This window comes from Nocardia sp. NPDC058244, assembly GCF_042882065.1.
Classification (GTDB): domain Bacteria; phylum Actinomycetota; class Actinomycetes; order Mycobacteriales; family Mycobacteriaceae; genus Nocardia.
The window spans coordinates 609,327-626,132 of record NZ_JBHVWX010000002.1; the positions used below are offsets into that span (position 1 = coordinate 609,327).

9 protein-coding genes are annotated in these 16,806 nt (G+C 69.0%); 3 read left to right on the forward strand and 6 right to left on the reverse strand.

Annotated elements, in window-relative coordinates:
- Positions 1-130: 130 nt before the first annotated feature.
- Positions 131-3,463 carry an arabinosyltransferase domain-containing protein gene (locus ACFVW6_RS09070; RefSeq protein ID WP_378824778.1) on the reverse strand — a complete coding sequence of 1,111 codons (3,333 nt, stop codon included), beginning with the start codon at positions 3,461-3,463 and terminating at the stop codon, positions 131-133.
- A 463-nt stretch (positions 3,464-3,926) separates the two neighbouring features.
- On the opposite strand from ACFVW6_RS09070, the gene ACFVW6_RS09075 reads away from it, so the two are divergent.
- The 3 genes from ACFVW6_RS09075 (at position 3,927) to ACFVW6_RS09085 (ending at position 5,961) form a co-directional block, all read left to right on the forward strand.
- The gene (locus tag ACFVW6_RS09075) at positions 3,927-4,574 is read left to right on the forward strand and encodes a hypothetical protein (RefSeq protein WP_378824776.1); all 648 of its coding nucleotides are present in this window, start codon (positions 3,927-3,929) and stop codon (positions 4,572-4,574) included.
- A 237-nt stretch (positions 4,575-4,811) separates the two neighbouring features.
- Positions 4,812-5,309, forward strand: coding sequence for a peptidylprolyl isomerase (locus ACFVW6_RS09080; protein ID WP_378824774.1), 498 nt, complete (start codon positions 4,812-4,814; stop codon positions 5,307-5,309).
- Between the two features lie 67 nt (positions 5,310-5,376).
- Positions 5,377-5,961, forward strand: coding sequence for a TetR/AcrR family transcriptional regulator (locus tag ACFVW6_RS09085; RefSeq protein WP_378824772.1), 585 nt, complete (start codon positions 5,377-5,379; stop codon positions 5,959-5,961).
- Here the strand turns inward: ACFVW6_RS09085 and ACFVW6_RS09090 are convergent, their stop codons facing one another.
- The 5 genes from ACFVW6_RS09090 to ACFVW6_RS09110 form a co-directional block, all read right to left on the reverse strand.
- Positions 5,962-6,450 (reverse strand): DUF420 domain-containing protein, encoded by a 489-nt coding sequence (locus ACFVW6_RS09090; protein ID WP_378824770.1) that lies wholly within the window; start codon positions 6,448-6,450, stop codon positions 5,962-5,964.
- Positions 6,451-6,634: 184 nt separating this feature from the next.
- Positions 6,635-8,179, reverse strand: coding sequence for an acyl-CoA carboxylase subunit beta (locus tag ACFVW6_RS09095; RefSeq protein ID WP_355283652.1), 1,545 nt, complete (start codon positions 8,177-8,179; stop codon positions 6,635-6,637).
- Complete coding sequence (gene pks13 / locus ACFVW6_RS09100; protein ID WP_378824768.1) at positions 8,176-13,377, reverse strand: polyketide synthase Pks13; 5,202 nt, start codon at positions 13,375-13,377, stop codon at positions 8,176-8,178. The genes ACFVW6_RS09095 and pks13 overlap by 4 nt, the downstream gene beginning before the upstream one ends.
- A 95-nt stretch (positions 13,378-13,472) precedes the next feature.
- Positions 13,473-15,386 carry a long-chain-fatty-acid--AMP ligase FadD32 gene (gene fadD32, locus ACFVW6_RS09105; RefSeq protein WP_357345787.1) on the reverse strand — a complete coding sequence of 638 codons (1,914 nt, stop codon included), beginning with the start codon at positions 15,384-15,386 and terminating at the stop codon, positions 13,473-13,475.
- A 211-nt stretch (positions 15,387-15,597) separates the two neighbouring features.
- Complete coding sequence (locus ACFVW6_RS09110; RefSeq protein ID WP_357345785.1) at positions 15,598-16,617, reverse strand: LLM class F420-dependent oxidoreductase; 1,020 nt, start codon at positions 16,615-16,617, stop codon at positions 15,598-15,600.
- Between the last annotated feature and the right edge of the window lie 189 nt (positions 16,618-16,806).

A 16,806-nucleotide genomic window follows, 5' to 3' on the forward strand; every position in this document is an offset into this window, starting at 1 on the left:
CCCTCCCCCCCCCCCCCCCCCCACAACACCCCTGCCCTTTGGGGGCCCCGCGACTGTTTTTAATCCCCCCCCGCACCCCGGGCGCCCCCCCCCGGGGGGGGCCCCCCGCCTTCCTACTTTTCGGCGGCGGTCAGAACACGCGCAGCGGGCCCGGCGTCCACAGCCCGTCGCGGGTCTCGGTGCCCGTCGTCAGCTTCGCGGGCTCGGCCTTGAGGTACTGGTCGTAGCGCTCCAGCGAGCCCCAGTCCCGCGCCCAGTCGTCCTTCAGGTAGGTCGGGATGGTGACCCGGCCCGCCAGCATCTGCGAGAAGCCCAGCGGACCGCCGAACTCCTGAGCCTGCCAGGTATCGGTCGAGGAGATCGCCAGCGGGCGGTCCGGCAGGATGCGGTAGTTCGGCACCTCGGCGACGCCGTTGCGGTGGGCGAACGGCCGCTGGCACGGGAACTGCAGGCCGACAGCCCAGTCCAGCAGCACCGGCTGGGTACGGCCGATGAAGGAGTCGAGCTTCTGCAGCTCGGGCACCCGCGGCGGGGTGAACGCCAGCCACTGGTCGCCGATCAGGATCGGGTCGTTGGCCAGGATGCGGACCGCGTTCGCCTCGGCGGGCAGGTCGGCCAGCGGAACGCGCAGGTTGCGCCAGGACGGGAACGGGCCGATATCGCGCGGCAGGTAGGTGCCCAGCGTGGCGACGCTGCCGTCCGGGTTCCGGGTGCCGTACTCGACGAGCAGCGACTGGCCGTACTTGTCGGCGCCGGTGTCGTCCTTGGAGGCGATGCGACCGGCCGCGGAGATCACGACCAGCGGCGAGTCGTCGGAGCGGGCGGGCAGCCCGTACCAGGACGACTCCAGGCGCGCGGGCTGCTGCACGCCCTCCTGGTAGGAGCCGAGGATCGGGGTCTGCGCCGGGTCGAGCCCGAACGGCAGGGCCACGGTCGACCCGTTGACGCCGAGCGCGCCCTCACCGCCGCCGGTGCCCGCGCTCTCGCCCTCGGCGAAGGCCGCGCCCACCGACTGGTTGCTGGTGTTGCCGGTGCCCGGCTTCACCTCGACCGCGTCGGCGGACAGATCGCCCGGCACGCCGTTGGGCGTGAAGCCGACCGAGCCGGTTCCGGCCAGCGGATCGTTCGGGTCGGTGAGCGGCGTGGCCGGATCGACGATCGGGTCGAGCCTGCCGCCGTTCGGGTCGGCTTCGACGAGCACGTCGTTGGCCAGGCCGCAGGCGTTGCCGCCGAGCGCGTCGATGTTGGAGCGGGCCAGTGAGTACCCCGGGTACTGCTGGGTGGCGCCCTTGACCAGCGAGAGCACCTCGAACAGCACCATCAGGCCGACCACGACGGTCAGCGGGATGGCGGCGAACTTGCGGATCCGCCTGCCCCGCACGGTCTTCGCCGAGGGCTGCGGTTTCACGTAGTCCTCGCGCAGCGCGTACCAGCCGACCAGCGCCAGTGCCACGCCGAACAGGATCAGCATCACCGTGTTGGAGTTGATCCCGCGCAGCGAGATGGTCTTGTCGAACCACGGCACGCCGTAGCTGGACACGTACCAGTAACCGTTGATGCCCGAGAACGACAGCGCGAGCACGAACAGCAACCCGGCCAGGAAGATCGCCCGGTTCTTGCGTGAGCGCAGCGCGCTCTGTGAGACCGCCACCGCCGTCACCGCCGCCAGCGAACCCGCGATGCCCGCGTAGGCGCCGAAGTGGTGGGTCCACTTCGTCGGGTTGAACATCATGAAGAAGATCGTGCCGAAGACGATCCCCATCAGCCGCCAGGTCGGACCGGACGCGATGCCGGGCACCTGGCGGCGGCGCAGCAGCACCAGCAGCGTGGTGAACAGGCACAGCAGCATCACCAGGAAGGCGAAGCGCCGGGCCAGCGAGCCGTCGACGGTCTCGACGAACATATAGTAGTAGCGCAGGTAGTCCTCGTACCAGGCCAGGTTCGGGCCGGTGGCCTGGCGCACCCGGTTGGCCTCCTGGATACCGGCGAAGGTCTGATCGCCGTAGACCACGACCAGCACCAGCAGACCGGCCGACGCGATCGGGGCCAGCAGCGGCAAGGTGCCGAACTGCCGGTGCCTGCGCACGATGATCCGCACCAACGGCCGGATGCCCGCCAGCAGCGCGGCCACACACATCAGGCCGGTCGGGGCGGCGGCCAGGGTGAAGGCCGCGATCAGCACCGCGATCCCGGCGGGCAGCAGTCTGCCGGTGGCGATGGCGCGCTCGATGGAGACCCAGGTGAGCAGCGCGCCGAGGGCGACGATCGGCTCCGAGCGCAGGCCGTTGTCGAACGGCAGCCAGAACGCCAGGAACACCAGTCCGCCGGTCCACAGCGCCACCTGCGAGCGCTTCACCGCGTTGCCGAGGCGGGGCACCACCTCGCGGCTGATGACCATCCAGCACAGGATGCCGCACAGCAGCGCGGGCAGGCGCACCCACGGGCTCGCCGTGGAGATCTCGGCGAAGACCTGGATGACGTAGTAGTACCAGCCGAACGGCGCCTCGGGCACGCCGTACCAGCGGAAGTAGTTGGCCATGTAGCCCGCGTCGGGGGCCACCCGGACCATCGACAGGATGTAGCCGTCGTCGGAGGTGTTGGCGCCGACGAAATGCCAGACCAGCAGCGTGCCGATGACAGCGCCGTCGGCCCAGGTCGGCTTCAGCCAGTTCTTCGGCAGGAACCGGCGGTGCCCGCGCCCGTCGCTGCCGTCGAGCCGGGCCAGCGCGCCGAGCGCCAGCAGCGTGCACAGCACGGCGGCGATGATCGCGACCAGCTTGATCACCGACGGACTGGAGGAGAAGCGGGAGTCGATCGTCGAGGTCAGCGACAGGCCCTGCGGCACAGCGCCCTTCAGATCGGAGAACACGCCGACGATCTGCGGCCGCAGGTCACCGGCGAGCTGGCCCTGCACCGGCACCTGGACGGTCTCGACCGCACCGGGCTGACCGGGGATCGGCCGCTCGATCTCCTTGGTCATGCCCTCGAAGACCGCCGTCGTGCGGTTCTGGTCGGAGCTGATCACGATCGCGGAGCACTGGTCCATCGCCGCGCGGTCCGCCGAGGCGACCACCGCGTTGCGGTCGACGACGTCGACGGAGGTGTCGGAGACGCGGACGAACAGCGCCTCGAGCGCGGCCCGGTCGCCCTGCGGCGGCGCGGTGGCCAGCAGCATGCCGCCCTGTGCCGGCAGCGTCGCGACCGCCGAGCACGGGATGGTGGCGTTCAGGTCGATCGGCACCTGCGACATCAGCGGTGCCTGGATATTGCCGAGCTTGCCGTTCTGCGGCCAATTCAGCTGCGCGGTCGTCTGGGTGACCGGCAGGAATGGCGTCGCCACCGCGAAGAGGGCGCCGAGGATTCCGGCGACGAGCGCGATCCATCGCGCGATCGTGTAGTCCTTCGCGGACGCCACCGGTTCGGCGGGTGGCTTGGTGAGAACAGCTGTTGCGGCGTCTGGCACGGTTCGCCATGGTATCCGCACCAGGGTGGTTGTGAGGGGTCGCACGCCATGCCGTCGGACATGGAGCACGCTATGGTGTGAAGTTCAAGCGTTTCATTAAGCGTGCGACGTGCGCCGACTTCACCGAGCACCGGGATCGCGCCGCACGGCCGGAGGTTCCAGCATTATGCGAATCCGCTATCGATCCAGGTCCGGGCGGGGCGATCGACCGACGAGCGGGTGCGGCACAGGAGTTTTTCGATGCTACCAGTGTGCAGAGTGCATATAACTACGAAAAGCAGTAACTGTTACAGACGGTTACAGTCCCGCATTTTAAAGCCGGAGCGATTTCCCGGAGGCCGAAACGCGAAGGTTCCCGAATGAAATGGTAGGCGCGAATAACGCGCTACAGAATTACGGCCTTCGTACTCTTGAACACGACATCTTCACATCCCGGAGATGTCGATTTCACCAAGGAGTACGCATGTTCCACAGCAACTTCTTCGCACGCACCGCAGTGGCGACAGCCGGGTGTGCGATCGCCGCGGCCTCGCTGGGCATCGGCCCCGCCGCGGCGCAGGCCTCGACGACCGTCAGCCCGGCGGGCGCCGCGGTCCAGGCCACCAACCAGGGTGTGGTCAAGGCCGTCGCGGGTGGCGTCACCATCACCTGCAACACCTCCACCGCGACCGGCGCGGTGCCCGCCGCGCCGGGGAACACCAACCCGAGCGGGCCGGTCACCGTGCCGATCAGCGCGCCCAGCTTCACCGGCTGCTCGACCAGCATGTGGGGTGTCAGCGCGACCGTGACGACGAGCGGCAGCTGGTCGATCACGGGCCAGAACGGCTCGCCGATCTCGGGGACCATCAACGTCCCGACCGGCGGCATGGTGATCCAGACCAGCGGTCTGGCCTCCTGCAAGGTGGTCGTCGCGCCCACCGCACCGGCCTCGCTGGCGGGCACCTGGACCAACGGCACCCCGTCCACGGTCCAGGCCACGAATTCCCCGGCGCCCATCAAGGTGACCGGTGGTTTCGGCTGCCCGACCAGCGCGACAACGGGCACGGTGACCGGCGTCTACAAGGTCACCAACACCACCACCCCGGCGGTGCCGATCACGGTCGGCCCCTGACAATTCCGGGGTGAATTCGAATGACCGCGCGGTCACCTCGAATTCGGTGAATTGCCTGGGTATGCGATAAAAGAACCCGCGTGCGTCTCGCACTCGCACGCGGGTTCCATACACATCGTAGGCAATATTCGCGCCGGGTGCCGCCCACGGGCACCCGGCCGCGATTTTTCGGCAGCGGTCCGCGCCCGTGCGGACCCCGGTCTTCTCCCGACCCTTCCCGTCCCTAGACTCGACGGCATGACCAAGGTGAATCTCGAAACCAACTACGGACAGATCGTGCTCGAGTTGGACGACCAGGCCGCGCCGAACACGGTCGCCAACTTCGTGAACTATGTGAACGCCGGCCACTACAACGGCACCGTGTTCCACCGCGTCATCCCCGGTTTCATGGTGCAGGGCGGCGGCTTCGAGCCCGGCCTGAAGCAGAAGCCCACTCAGGCGCCGATCCAGAACGAGGCCACCAACGGCCTCAAGAACGACAAGTACACCGTCGCGATGGCCCGCACCAACGACCCGCATTCGGCCACCGCCCAGTTCTTCATCAACGTCTCCGACAACGCCTTCCTCAACCACACCGCCCCCCAGGGCCAGGGTTGGGGCTACGCCGTCTTCGGCAAGGTCGCCGAGGGCACCGAGGTCGTCGACAAGATCGCCGCCGTCTCCACCGGCAACGCCGGCCCCCACCAGGATGTCCCGGTCGACGACGTCATCATCGAAAAGGCCACTGTCGCCTGACTTTCCCTGTCGGGCCGCCGGTGACAGCACCGGCGGCCCGATCCGGCCGGATTCTTCAGGAGGCCCGGTGCCGAGGATTCAAGCCGCCACACTCGCCGAGCACCGCGAAGCGCAACGCCGTGCCCTGCTCGACGCCGCGCGCGCCATCCTGATGGCCGATCCGTCCCGGCCGCCGACGCTCACCGAGGTGGCCGCGCGCGCCGGACTCGCGCGTCCCAGCGTGTATCAATACTTCGCTTCCCGTGACCAGCTGCTGGCCGAGCTGCTGGCCGACACCTTCCCCCAGTGGGCCCACCGGGTCTCGGCGGCCATGGCCGCCGCCCCCGATCCGGCCGCGGCGGTCCTGGCCTACGTGCGGGCCAACCTCGACCTGGTCGCCGGCGGCGAGCACGCCCTGGCCCGGGTCCTCGCCGCGATCATCGACGACGACATCGCCGCCTACAGCCGGGAACTGCACGAGGGATTGCGCGCGCCGCTGATCACCGCGCTGCGCGCCCTCGGCACCGACGACCCCGCCACCGTCGCGGCCCTCATCGACGGCATCGTGCACGCCGCCTCCCGCCTGCTCGAAAGCGGCGCGGACCTCGAGCGGACCGCCACGGCGGCAACCGAATTGGTCGGGCCGTACCTGTCCGTGCTGCCGACTCGCTGATCAGACGGCGAAGGCCAGGACGTAGAACACCCAGCTGGTGACGGCGGTGAGCGTCATCCCGATCGCGGCGATCGGCGCCCAGCGGCGATGCGAGGCGCTGTGTGCGCCGGGCCCCGGCGGCGACCCGAAGGCGCGCACTGCCCGCACGATCACCACCGGCCACAGCGCCACCGAGAACACCGCGCACGCCAGGTGCACGATCAGCGCCGTCCACACCGCCGCCGACGCGCTCCCGCCGACGACCCCGGCCGCGCGATCCTGCCACCCGTTGAACCGGACGTCGACCTCGAACAGCACCACCGCGACCAGCAGCCCCGACCCGAGCAGGAGCTGGGCCACCTTGTGCCAGCGGAACTTCCGCCGGCTCCTGACCGCGTACACACTCCACGCCAGCACCACCACGACGAGCGCCATGACCAGCACCATCATGTCCATCGCCAACGACGCCCTGGTACCGAGGAACCCGTCGACGCCTGGAAAACCACTCACCATCGAAGCCCAACTCTCGCTATCGCAGTTTTCCCGACGCACCGTCGGGAAAACTCTTCGGAGCGGACTGTAGCAGGCCGGTTGTCGTCGCCCCCGCGGAGCCCGAACGCCCCCCCCCCGCACATACGAACGGGCCGCCCGGGAGGAGACTCCGGGGCGGCCCGTTCGGGTGTCGGCGTGCCTGCTACAGCGGCAGGACGTGGTGCTTGCGCGGGTTGCGCTGGATCTTCTTGTCCTGGAGCAACTTCAGCGCCCGGCGGATCTCCAGGCGGGTGGTGGCCGGTTCGATGACCGCGTCGATGAAACCGCGTTCGGCGGCTACCCACGGGGTGGCGATATTGGCGTTGTAGAAGTCGATCAGGTTCTGGCGGATGGCGGCGCGCTGATCCTCGGGGGCGGCGGCGATCTGGGCCGCACCGAGCAGGCTGACGGCGCCCTCGGCGCCCATGACCGCGAGGCGGGCGGTCGGCCAGGCCAGGTTGATGTCGGCGCCGAGCTGCTTGGAGCCCATCACCGCGTAGCCGCCGCCGTAGGACTTGCGGACCACCAGGGTGATCTTGGGGACCGAGGCCTCCACGTAGGAGAACAGGAAGCGGCCACCGCGCTTGATCACGCCGACCTTCTCCTGCTCGACACCGGGCAGGAAGCCGGGGGTGTCGACGACGAAGATCAGCGGGATCTCGAACGCGTCGCACAGGCGCACGAAATGCGAGGCCTTGTCGGAGGCACGCGCGTCCAGCGCGCCGGCCGAGGCCAGCGGCTGGTTGGCGACGACCCCGACGGTGTTGCCGTCGACGCGGGAGAACCCGGTGATGATGTTCTGGCCGGTCTCGGCGCTGATCTCCTTGAACTCACCGTCGTCGAAGATGCGCAGCAGGATGTCGTGCATGTCGTAGCCGGCGTTGTCCGAGTCCGGCATGAGCGTGTTCAGCTCGCGGTCGGTGTCGGTGATCTCCGGCTCCAGACCGGGATTGACCACCGGCGGCAGCTCCTGGCAGCTGCTCGGCATGTAGCCCAGGTACTCGCGGACCCAGGCGAACGCCGCGTCCTCGTCCTTGGCGACGTGGTGGATGTTGCCGTACTCGGCCTGCGTGCGCGCGCCGCCGAGCTCCTCGAGGCTGACGTCCTCGCCGGTGACCTCTTTGATGATCTTCGGACCGGTGACGAACATGTGCGCCGACTCGGTCGCCACCACCACATCGGTGCAGATCGGCTCGTACACCGCGCCACCGGCGCAGTTGCCGAGGATCAGCGAGACCAGCGGCACCATGCCGGAAAGCGGCTCGAGATTGGTCGCCATCCAGGCGTACCAGGCCAGCGAACTGATCGCCTCCTGCACGCGCGCGCCGCCGGAATCGTTGATGCCGACCAGCGGAATGCCGACCTTGGACGCGTACTGCATGATCCCGCAGAGCTTGCGGCCGAACGCCTCACCGACCGAACCGCCGTAGACGGTCTGGTCGTGCGAGAACACCGCCACCGGCCTGCCCTCGACCAGACCGTGCCCGACGACGACACCGTCACCGTAGAGCGCGGTCGGGTCACCGGGCTTGCGGACCAGGGCACCGATCTCGACGAAGGTGCCCGGGTCCATCAGCATGTTGATGCGATCCCTGGCGCTGGGAATGCCCTTCCGCGCTCGCTTCTCGATCCCCTTCGCACCCGCGGGCTCCTTGGCGAGCTCGAGGCGCTGCTGTAGATCGACAAGCTTTTCCGCGGTAGTGCTCACTTCTCTCCCTTGGCGATCTTCGCCAGTTTGGCGGACAGATCCGCGCCGATCTGGCCGATTCGCGGTTCGTCCACGATCTGGAGGTGGTCGCCGGGAATGTTGACGATCTCCAGGTTCGGGATGTACTCGTCCCAGCCACCGTTCGGGCGACGATCCGCGTAGCGCGGCTCGAGCTCGATGGCACCGTCGTGGTAGCGATCGGCCAGGTAGAGCACGACGTCACCGTCGTACTGGCTCGGCTGTGCCTGCTGAAGCGCACGCTGCTCGATCCACGAAGTCCGCTGGTGCTCGAGGACGCCGCCGGGGATCTTGGCACCGCTGAGCTTGACCAGATCCATGATCATCTTGATCTGGTCGTCATCGCTTGCCGCGGCCAGCTCTTCGAGCTGCTCCTGGTCCAACTCGGCGGGGACGTTGTAGGTCTTCTTGGCGAAGGCCTGGTAGCGCTCGAGACGAGCCAGGCGCTCGGCCGGGCTGTTGTCCTCGGCTTCGACCGTGATGGCGAGGTCGATCAGGCCGACGTGGCGTACGTCGGCGCCTTCCGCGCGCAGCAACTGCGCCACCTGAAGTGCCAGCACGGCACCCAGCGACCAGCCGTAGAGCACGTACGGACCTTCGCCCTGAATCTTGCGCAGCTCGGGCAGGTACTGGCGCGCGCGCTCCTCGATGGAACCGTCGACCCGCTCGAATCCGTAGACCGGGGTATCGGCAGGCAGGCGCTTCATCAGCGGCTCGTAGACCAGCGTGTTGCCACCGGCCGGGTGGAACACGAAAACCGGGACGGTGTCGGAACCTTCGGGACGAACGCGCAGCGGGCGGATGAACCCGTCCACATCGGCGCCGCTGTCCTGCAGGTTGCGGACGATGTCGGACAGCTGCTCGATGGTCTCGCAATCGAGCACATCGTCGACGGTGACCTCGGCACCCACCCGCTCGGTGAGACGGGCCGCCATCTTCTCGGCGACCTCCTCTTCGAGAATCGGGAGGGTGTTGAAGATGCCGCCGGGGGAAGCGCCGGTGACCAAGGCCCAGGTGGCATAGGTCAGCCGCTCGGCAGCGTCACGTGGCGGAACGTTGTCCTCGTCCCCGGCCGGGGCCGAGTAGTCGACATCCGGCGTCACCGGCTCGGCGACCGGCGCCACCTCGGCGACCGGCGCGGCCGCTTCGACGACCGGGGCGGCCTCGGCCGGAACAGCTTCGGCGACACCACCTTCCGACGGCAACTCCGCACCGGCGGCCTTCGCCGCGGCCAGCGGATCCCCGCCCGCCGCGATCGCGGCCCGCGCGGCCTCGACGAAGTTCGCGTCGACGCCGATCTCGACGTCCTCACCGGCGGCCTTGGCCGCGGCCTGCTTCTCCGCCATCGCCGCGACCTCGTCACGGTGCTCGATCGCGTAGCGCAGCACCTTGGAGACCTCGTTGAGGCTCGCGTCGCGCACGGCCGAGACCTGCAGCTGCGGGATGTCGAACTCGTACTCGACGCGGTTCTTGATGCGCATCGCCATCAGCGAGTCCAGGCCCAGCTCCATCAGCGGGATCTCCATCGGGAGGTCCTCGACGGCGTAGCCCATGGACTCGGCGACGATCACGCACAGCCGCTGCTCGACGGTCTCGCTGCCGTTGGGGTCCCAGCGGTCGCTGGTCGCCACGGCCACCTCGGCCGCGGTCGGCGCGGCGACGGCCGCCGGAACGGTCTCGGCGACAACGGGTTCGGGCAGCGCGGCACCGGAGGTGACGACCGCGTCGAACAGCAGCGCGAAACCGGTGGCGCCCTTGGCGTGCACCTGCACCGACGCGCCACCGAGGTGCGGGGTGAGGGTGGTGGTCAGGGTGCCGGTGGTCGGCAGCGCGGCGTGCGGGTGCGAGACCGACACGGCGACATCGGAGAGCACCTGCGCGGCAGCGGTTTTCACCAGCGCGGCCAGGTCGGTGACCGAGGCGGCCTGCACCTCCCAGGCGTGGCGGCCGTCGGGCATGGCGACGTGCGCGCCGGGCACCCTGGTGTTGCCACCACCCGAGGACATCGCGACCGCGGGCCAGTACTCCTTGCGCACGAACGCCGTCCGCGGCACGTCGGCGTAATCGCCTTCGGGCAGCAGCGAACTCAGGTTCACCGCGTGGCCGTGCACGTAGAGCTGGGCGAGCGCGCCGATGACACCGGCGGACTCGTCCTCCTTGCGCTTGAGCGTCGGGATGAGCTGCGCGTCGTGCACACCGGCGGCGAAGGTGGTGCCGAGCACCTGCATCAGCGCGACGGAGTTGGGCGCCAGCTCCAGGAACGTGGTGTGCCCGGAGTCGACGGCGGCCTTGATCGCGTTGGTGAAGTACACCGCGTGGCGCATGTTCTTCACCCAGTAGGGCTCGTCGTGGATCGGCTCGGAACCGGGCTTGAAGAACAGGCCCTCGTGCACGGTCGAGTACAGGCCGGTCTTCAGCGAGGTCGGCTCGATGCCGGCCAGTTCGGCGGCCAGCTCGCCGAGCAGCGGGTCCATCTGCGAGGTGTGGCCCGCGCCGCGGGTGGGCAGGATGCGGGCGAACTTGCCCATGCCCTCCACCTCGGCGACGATCTGCTCGACCTGCTCGCGCGGTCCGCCGATGACGGTGTTGGTCGGCGCGGCGTACACCGCGCACTCCACGTCGGGGAAGCGCGGCAGCAGCTCGGCGACATCGTGGGCACTGAGCTCGACCAGCGCCATATTGCGCACGTCGTCCTCGGTGATCATCTGCTCGCCCTCGCCCATCAGGCGCGAACGGGCGCAGATCACGCGCACCGCGTCTTCCAGGGTCAGGCCGCCCGCGATGTACGCGCCCGCGACCTCACCCATCGAATGACCGACCACCGCGGCGGGTTCCGCGCCGTGCGCGCGCAGCACCGCGGCCAGACCCAGCTGGGTGGTGAAGATGCCGACCTGGCAGGTGCCGACGTCGTAGTCCTGCTCGTCGTCGAGGAACATCTCGCGGATCGAGTAGCCCGCTTCGTCCTGGACCAGCTCGTCGACCTCGTCGACCGTCTTACGGAAGATCGAGTTCTCGGTGTAGAGCTGCTTGGACATCTTGCGGTGCTGCGCGCCGAAGCCACACATCACCCAGACCGGCGGGGCGGCCGCCGGGGAATCGGCGGTGAAGACACCGGCGCCGGGCTTGCCCTCGGCGATGGCGCGCAGGCCGGCGACGGCCTCCTCGTGCGTCTTGGCCAGCACCACACCGCGCGAGCGCTGGTGGCTGCGCTTGGCCAGCGCGCGGGCGACGTCGGTCAGCGGGACGTCCTTGCCCGGGCCGGCCAGCCAGTCGGCCAGCTCGGCCGCGGCGCGCTTGCGGCGCGAGGGCAGGTAGGCCGACACGGCCAGGATCACCGGCAGCGGTTCGGCGCGCTCGCCGTCCCACTCCACGGCGACCGGCTGCTCCGGCTCGGCGGCGGCCGATGTGATCGCGGTGGCCTCGGCGACCACATCGGTGGTCTCCTCGCCCTCGACCTGCTCGGCGGCGACCTGCTCGGCCGTCACGTCCTCGACGACCGGCGGCGACGGCACGTACTCCTGGAGCACGACGTGCGCGTTGGTGCCACCGAAGCCGAAGCCGGAGATACCGACGGTCGCGACGCCGCTGTAGCGCGGGTACTCGGTCGGCTCGTCGACGACCTTGAGGTTGGCCTGCTCGAACGGGATGTACGGGCTCGGGCCCGCGTAGTTGATGTTCGGCGGAATCACGTTGTGCTGGAACGACATCAGCACCTTGGCCAGGCTGGCCGCGCCCGCTCCGGACTCGAGGTGGCCGAAGTTGGTCTTGGCGGAGCCGAGCAGGGCGGGCTTGTCGGCGTCGCGGCCGCGGCCGACGATGCGGGCCAGCGCCTCGGCCTCGATCGGGTCACCGATCGGGGTGCCGGTGCCGTGCGCCTCGATGTAGTCGACGGTGGACGGGGCGATGCCCGCGTCGCGGTAGGCGGCGCGCAGGACGTCGGCCTGGGCCTCCGGGTTCGGCGCGAACAGGCCGTTGGAGCGGCCGTCGGAGTTCACCGCGGAACCCTTGATCACGCCGAGGATGCTGTCGCCGTCGCGCTCGGCGTCGACCAGGCGCTTGAGCACGACCAGGCCCGCGCCCTCGGAGCGGACCATGCCGTCGGCGTCGTTGGAGAACGCCTTGATGTGACCGTCCTTGGCGACCGCGCCGTTCTTCTCGAAACCGAGCGTGATGACGGGGGCCAGGATCATGTTCACGCCACCGGCCAGCGCCACGTCGGCCTCGCCGTCACGCAGCGCGCGCACGGCCTGGTGGACCGCGACGATGGTCGAGGAGCAGGCGGTGTCGACGGTGACCGACGGGCCACGGAAGTCGAAGAAGTAGGAGACGCGGTTGGCGATGATGCCGGTCGACGCGCCGAGCAGGGCGTAGGCCTCCGCCGAGATCGGCAGGTTCGGGTCACGGTCGCCGAGGCCGAGCGAGGCGATCAGCTGGAAGTCGCTGCTCGACGAGCCGACGAAGACGCCGACCTTCTCGCCCTTGAGCTCGCTGGCCGGGATGCGCGCGTGCTCGAGCGCCTCCCAGGTGAGCTCCATCATCAGGCGCTGCTGCGGGTCGACGCGTTCGACCTCGACCGGCGACATGGCGAAGAACTCGGCGTCGAAGCCCTTGACCACGTCCTGGTCCAGGTAGCCGCCGAGGGTGTTGGACTCCGCGACGGTCTGCGCCACCCCGGCATCGCCGAGGAACTCCGACCAGCGGCCCTCCGGCAGCTCCCGGATCGCGTCACCGCGACCGATGATGAACTCCCAGGTCGACTCCGGGGTGCTGCCCGCGCCGGGCAGCCGGGTCGACAGGCCGACCACGGCGATGTCGTGCGTCTCGCCGGGCTGGTAGGCGGCGGCGTAGTCGTCCGCCTCGTCGGCGGGCAGCTCCGGCTCGCCGTTGACGATGACCTCGGCCAGCGAGGCGATCGTCGGATGCTGGTAGACCACCGTCGGGGTGAGGATGACGCCGGTCAGTTCCTCGATGTCACCACCGAGGGCGAGGGCATCGCGCGAAGCCAGCCCGAACTCCTCCATCGGCCGGTCGACGGTGATCGCGTCGATCGACTGCCCGGTCGCGTCGGCGACCCATTTGCGCAGCCATTCGCGCAGGTCGGCGACCGAGAGATCACCCGCCGGGGTGTTCTGCGCGGGGACTTCGGGGTTCTGGGTGGGCGTGCCCTCGTTGTCAGCCATCAATTCCTCAAGCTACCTGTCTGCGTACAGGGCGCGCCGTGGAATGACGCCCGACGTGCGCTCACGCCGGGCGTCGATCCGATCCGGTCGGCCGATTACTCTTCCGGTGCATCGGGGAAAGCCTGCTGGGTGTAACCACCGCGCAGCGTTCCCTCGAGGTAGGCGGCCTTGCAGGCCCGCCGGGCGATCTTTCCGCTGGAGGTACGCGGGATGGAACCCGCGGGTACGAGCAGGATGTCACGAGCGGTCACACCGTGCCGCAGCGAGACCGCCGCGCGCACCGCGTCGGCGATCGGGGCCGGGTCGGCCTTGCCCGCGCCGGGACCACGCTCGGCCACGATGACCAGCTGCTCGGACGCGTCGTCGGCGTCGAACTTCAGGCCGGAGTGGCTGTCGGCCGCGAAGACCTCGGCGGGCAGCTGGTTGGCGGGCACCGCGAAGGCGGCGACGAAACCGGGACGCAGCGCCTTGGACGCCTCCTGCGCGGAGTACTCCAGATCCTGCGGGTAGTGGTTGCGGCCGTCGACGATCACCAGGTCCTTGACGCGACCGGTGATGTAGAGCTCACCCTCGAAGTAGACGCCGAAGTCGCCGGTGCGCATCCAGTTCGCGTCGGCGTCGGTGCCCTCGGCGTGCCCGCCCGGCTGCCGGTCGGTGACCCGGTTGCGGAAGGTCTTGGTCGACTCGTCGGGGCGTCCCCAGTAGCCGATGCCCATGTTGTTGCCGTGCAGCCAGATCTCGCCGACCTGCCCGTCGGCCAGCTCACGACCGCCGTCGGCGCTTTCCACCGACTCGGGATCGATGATCGCGGCCCACTGCGACAGACCGACGTAACCGCAGGAGACCTGCGCGATGGCGTTCTCGGCCGACGGATCCACCCGGACCATCCGACCCCGGTTGAGCTCGTCGCGATCGACGTAGATGTACTTGGCCTCGTCCTCGGCCTTGGTCGCCGAGACGAACAGCGTCGCCTCCGCCATGCCGTAGCAGGGCTTGATGGCGGTCTTGGGCAGGCCGAACGGGGCGAACGCCTCGTTGAACTTCTTCATCGACGAGACCGTCACCGGCTCGGAACCGTTGATCAGGCCGATGACGTTCGACAGGTCGAGCGACTCGCCCGCCTTCGGCACACCACGGGCCGCGGCGTGCTCGAACGCGAAGTTCGGGGCGGCCGCGAACGTGCCGGCGCCGTCGGAGACCGCGGCCAGCTCGTTGATCCAGCGCGAGGGGCGGCGCACGAACGCGCTCGGCGACATGATGGTGATGAACTTGCCGCCGACCGCGGGCAGGATCACCGTCAGCAGGCCCATGTCGTGGAACAGCGGCAGCCAGGTGACACCGCGCGAGTTCTCGTTCATGTTCAGCGAGTTGATCATCTGCAGCAGGTTGGTGCCGACCGCGCGGTGCGTGATCTCCACACCGGCGGGCACCCGGGTCGAGCCCGAGGTGTACTGCAGGTAGGCGATGTCGTCGATCGCGGTGTCGGGGCGGACCCAGGAATCACCGAGGGTGTCCGGGATCGCGTCGACCGCGATGATCCGCGGGCGCTGCGCGGCGGGCAGCGAGCGGAAGAACTGACGGACACCGGCGGCCGAGGAGGTCGCGGTGAGGATCGCCGAGGGCTCACAGTCACCGAGCACGGCGTGCAGCCGGTCGGTGTGGCCCGGCTCGTCCGGGTCGAACAGCGGGACCGAGATGGTGCCCGCGTAGATCGCCGCGAAGAAGGAGATCACGTAGTCCAGGCCCTGCGGCGCGAGGATCGCGACCCGGTCGCCCGGGTTGGTCACCTGCTGCAGGCGAGCGGCCACCGCGCGCAGCCGAACTCCGAACTCCTGCCAGGTCAGCTCGTGCACCTCGCCGTCGCGTTCCCGCGAGTAGTCGATGTAGCGGTACGCGAGCGTGTTCGCATCGTTACGGGTGTGCTTCTCGACGTGATCGACCAGGGTCCGACCCTCGGGAATCACAAGGTTCCCGGTCTCGTCCAGGTAGTCGTCGAAAGTCTCTTCCATTCCTTCTTCTCCTCCGAGGCCCGGACACCGGTGAATTTTCCCAACGCATTACGGCGTTGAGACCCGTGAGGCCCCGACTCGCTATCGCCACCGGCCCCCGGAACACGCCGTGCGTGGATCCTGACAACCTGCGGATTTTCGAGCGGTCTGCGCGGTGACCGCTATCGGCTAGATGTTCTCAAACCAGAGTCATGTTACAGAGAACCCCCGCTCAGTCCTCCCGCAGCAGCGGAATGACAGGCGCGAATGCGTCCATCTGGGTGGGGAAGATGCCCACATACGACATCGACGTGAGTTCGCGCACACGCTTGACCTGTTCGGCGATCTCCTCGAAGGTGCCGATGGCGATGTAGGGCGAACTGAGGATCTGCTCGGCGGTGAGCTCCACGTCGACCTCGAGATCGGGGTGCAGGCCGCGTTCGATCGCGCGCAGCGCCATCTCCGCGGTCTTCTCCCGGTCGTCGGTGATGACGATCGCGGTGATCGCCCAGTTCAGTTCGATGTCGGCGAACCGGTCGCCGGCAGCCTCCTTGACGATGTTGACCTTCTCGATCGTCTTCTCCAGCGTGATGCCGGACAGCAGGCCCTTACCGTTCTTGGTGGTCTGCGGGACGATCGAGACGATGTCGGCGTGCTTGGCCGCCAGCGCCAGCATCTTCGGGCCACCGCCGCCGGTGCACAGCGGGGGACGAGGGCCCTGCCGCGGTCGGGGGGTGCCCTTGATGCCACGCACCTGGTAGTGCTTGCCCTCGAAGTTGCACTCCTGGCCGCGCAGCAGCGTGTCCAGGATGGTCAGCGACTCGTCGAGCTTCTCCAGCCGGACGCCGGGACGCTCGTACGGGATGCCCGCGTTCTCGAACTCTTCCTTGATCCAGCCCGCGCCGACGCCGACCTCGAGCCTGCCCTTGGACAGCACGTCGATGGTCGCCAGATCCTTGGCCAGCACGACCGGATGCCGGAAGCCGTTGGCCAGCACCGAGGTGCCGAGCCGGATCTTGTCGGTCGCCTGGGTGAGCGCGCCGAGCGCGGCGATCGGACCGATCTGGTCGCCCAGGTGATCGGGGACGACGAAGGTGTCGTACCCCATCTCCTCGGCCTGCTGCGCAGTCTGGACGAACTTGCGTGCGCCGCCCTCCTGCTTGTTGCCCTCGCCCGCCGCCGCGAAGCGGAACGGACGCAGCGGCGTACCCAGCGCGGTCAACTCACCGACGGGTGCGGCAGCTTCGGTCATGAACTCATCGCTCCTGGCTGTTGCACGCTGCGCGTGCTAGGCGGTGTATTCGGGCCACCGGCTACTCCGCGGTAGCAGAGAAGTCGGCGCGATCATCAGCGCACTTTACAGCGTGAGGGCGAATGGGAGTGCGGATGTCACAGCGAGGCATGATCCATGGCAATCACACACCCGCTGTGACTGTGACAA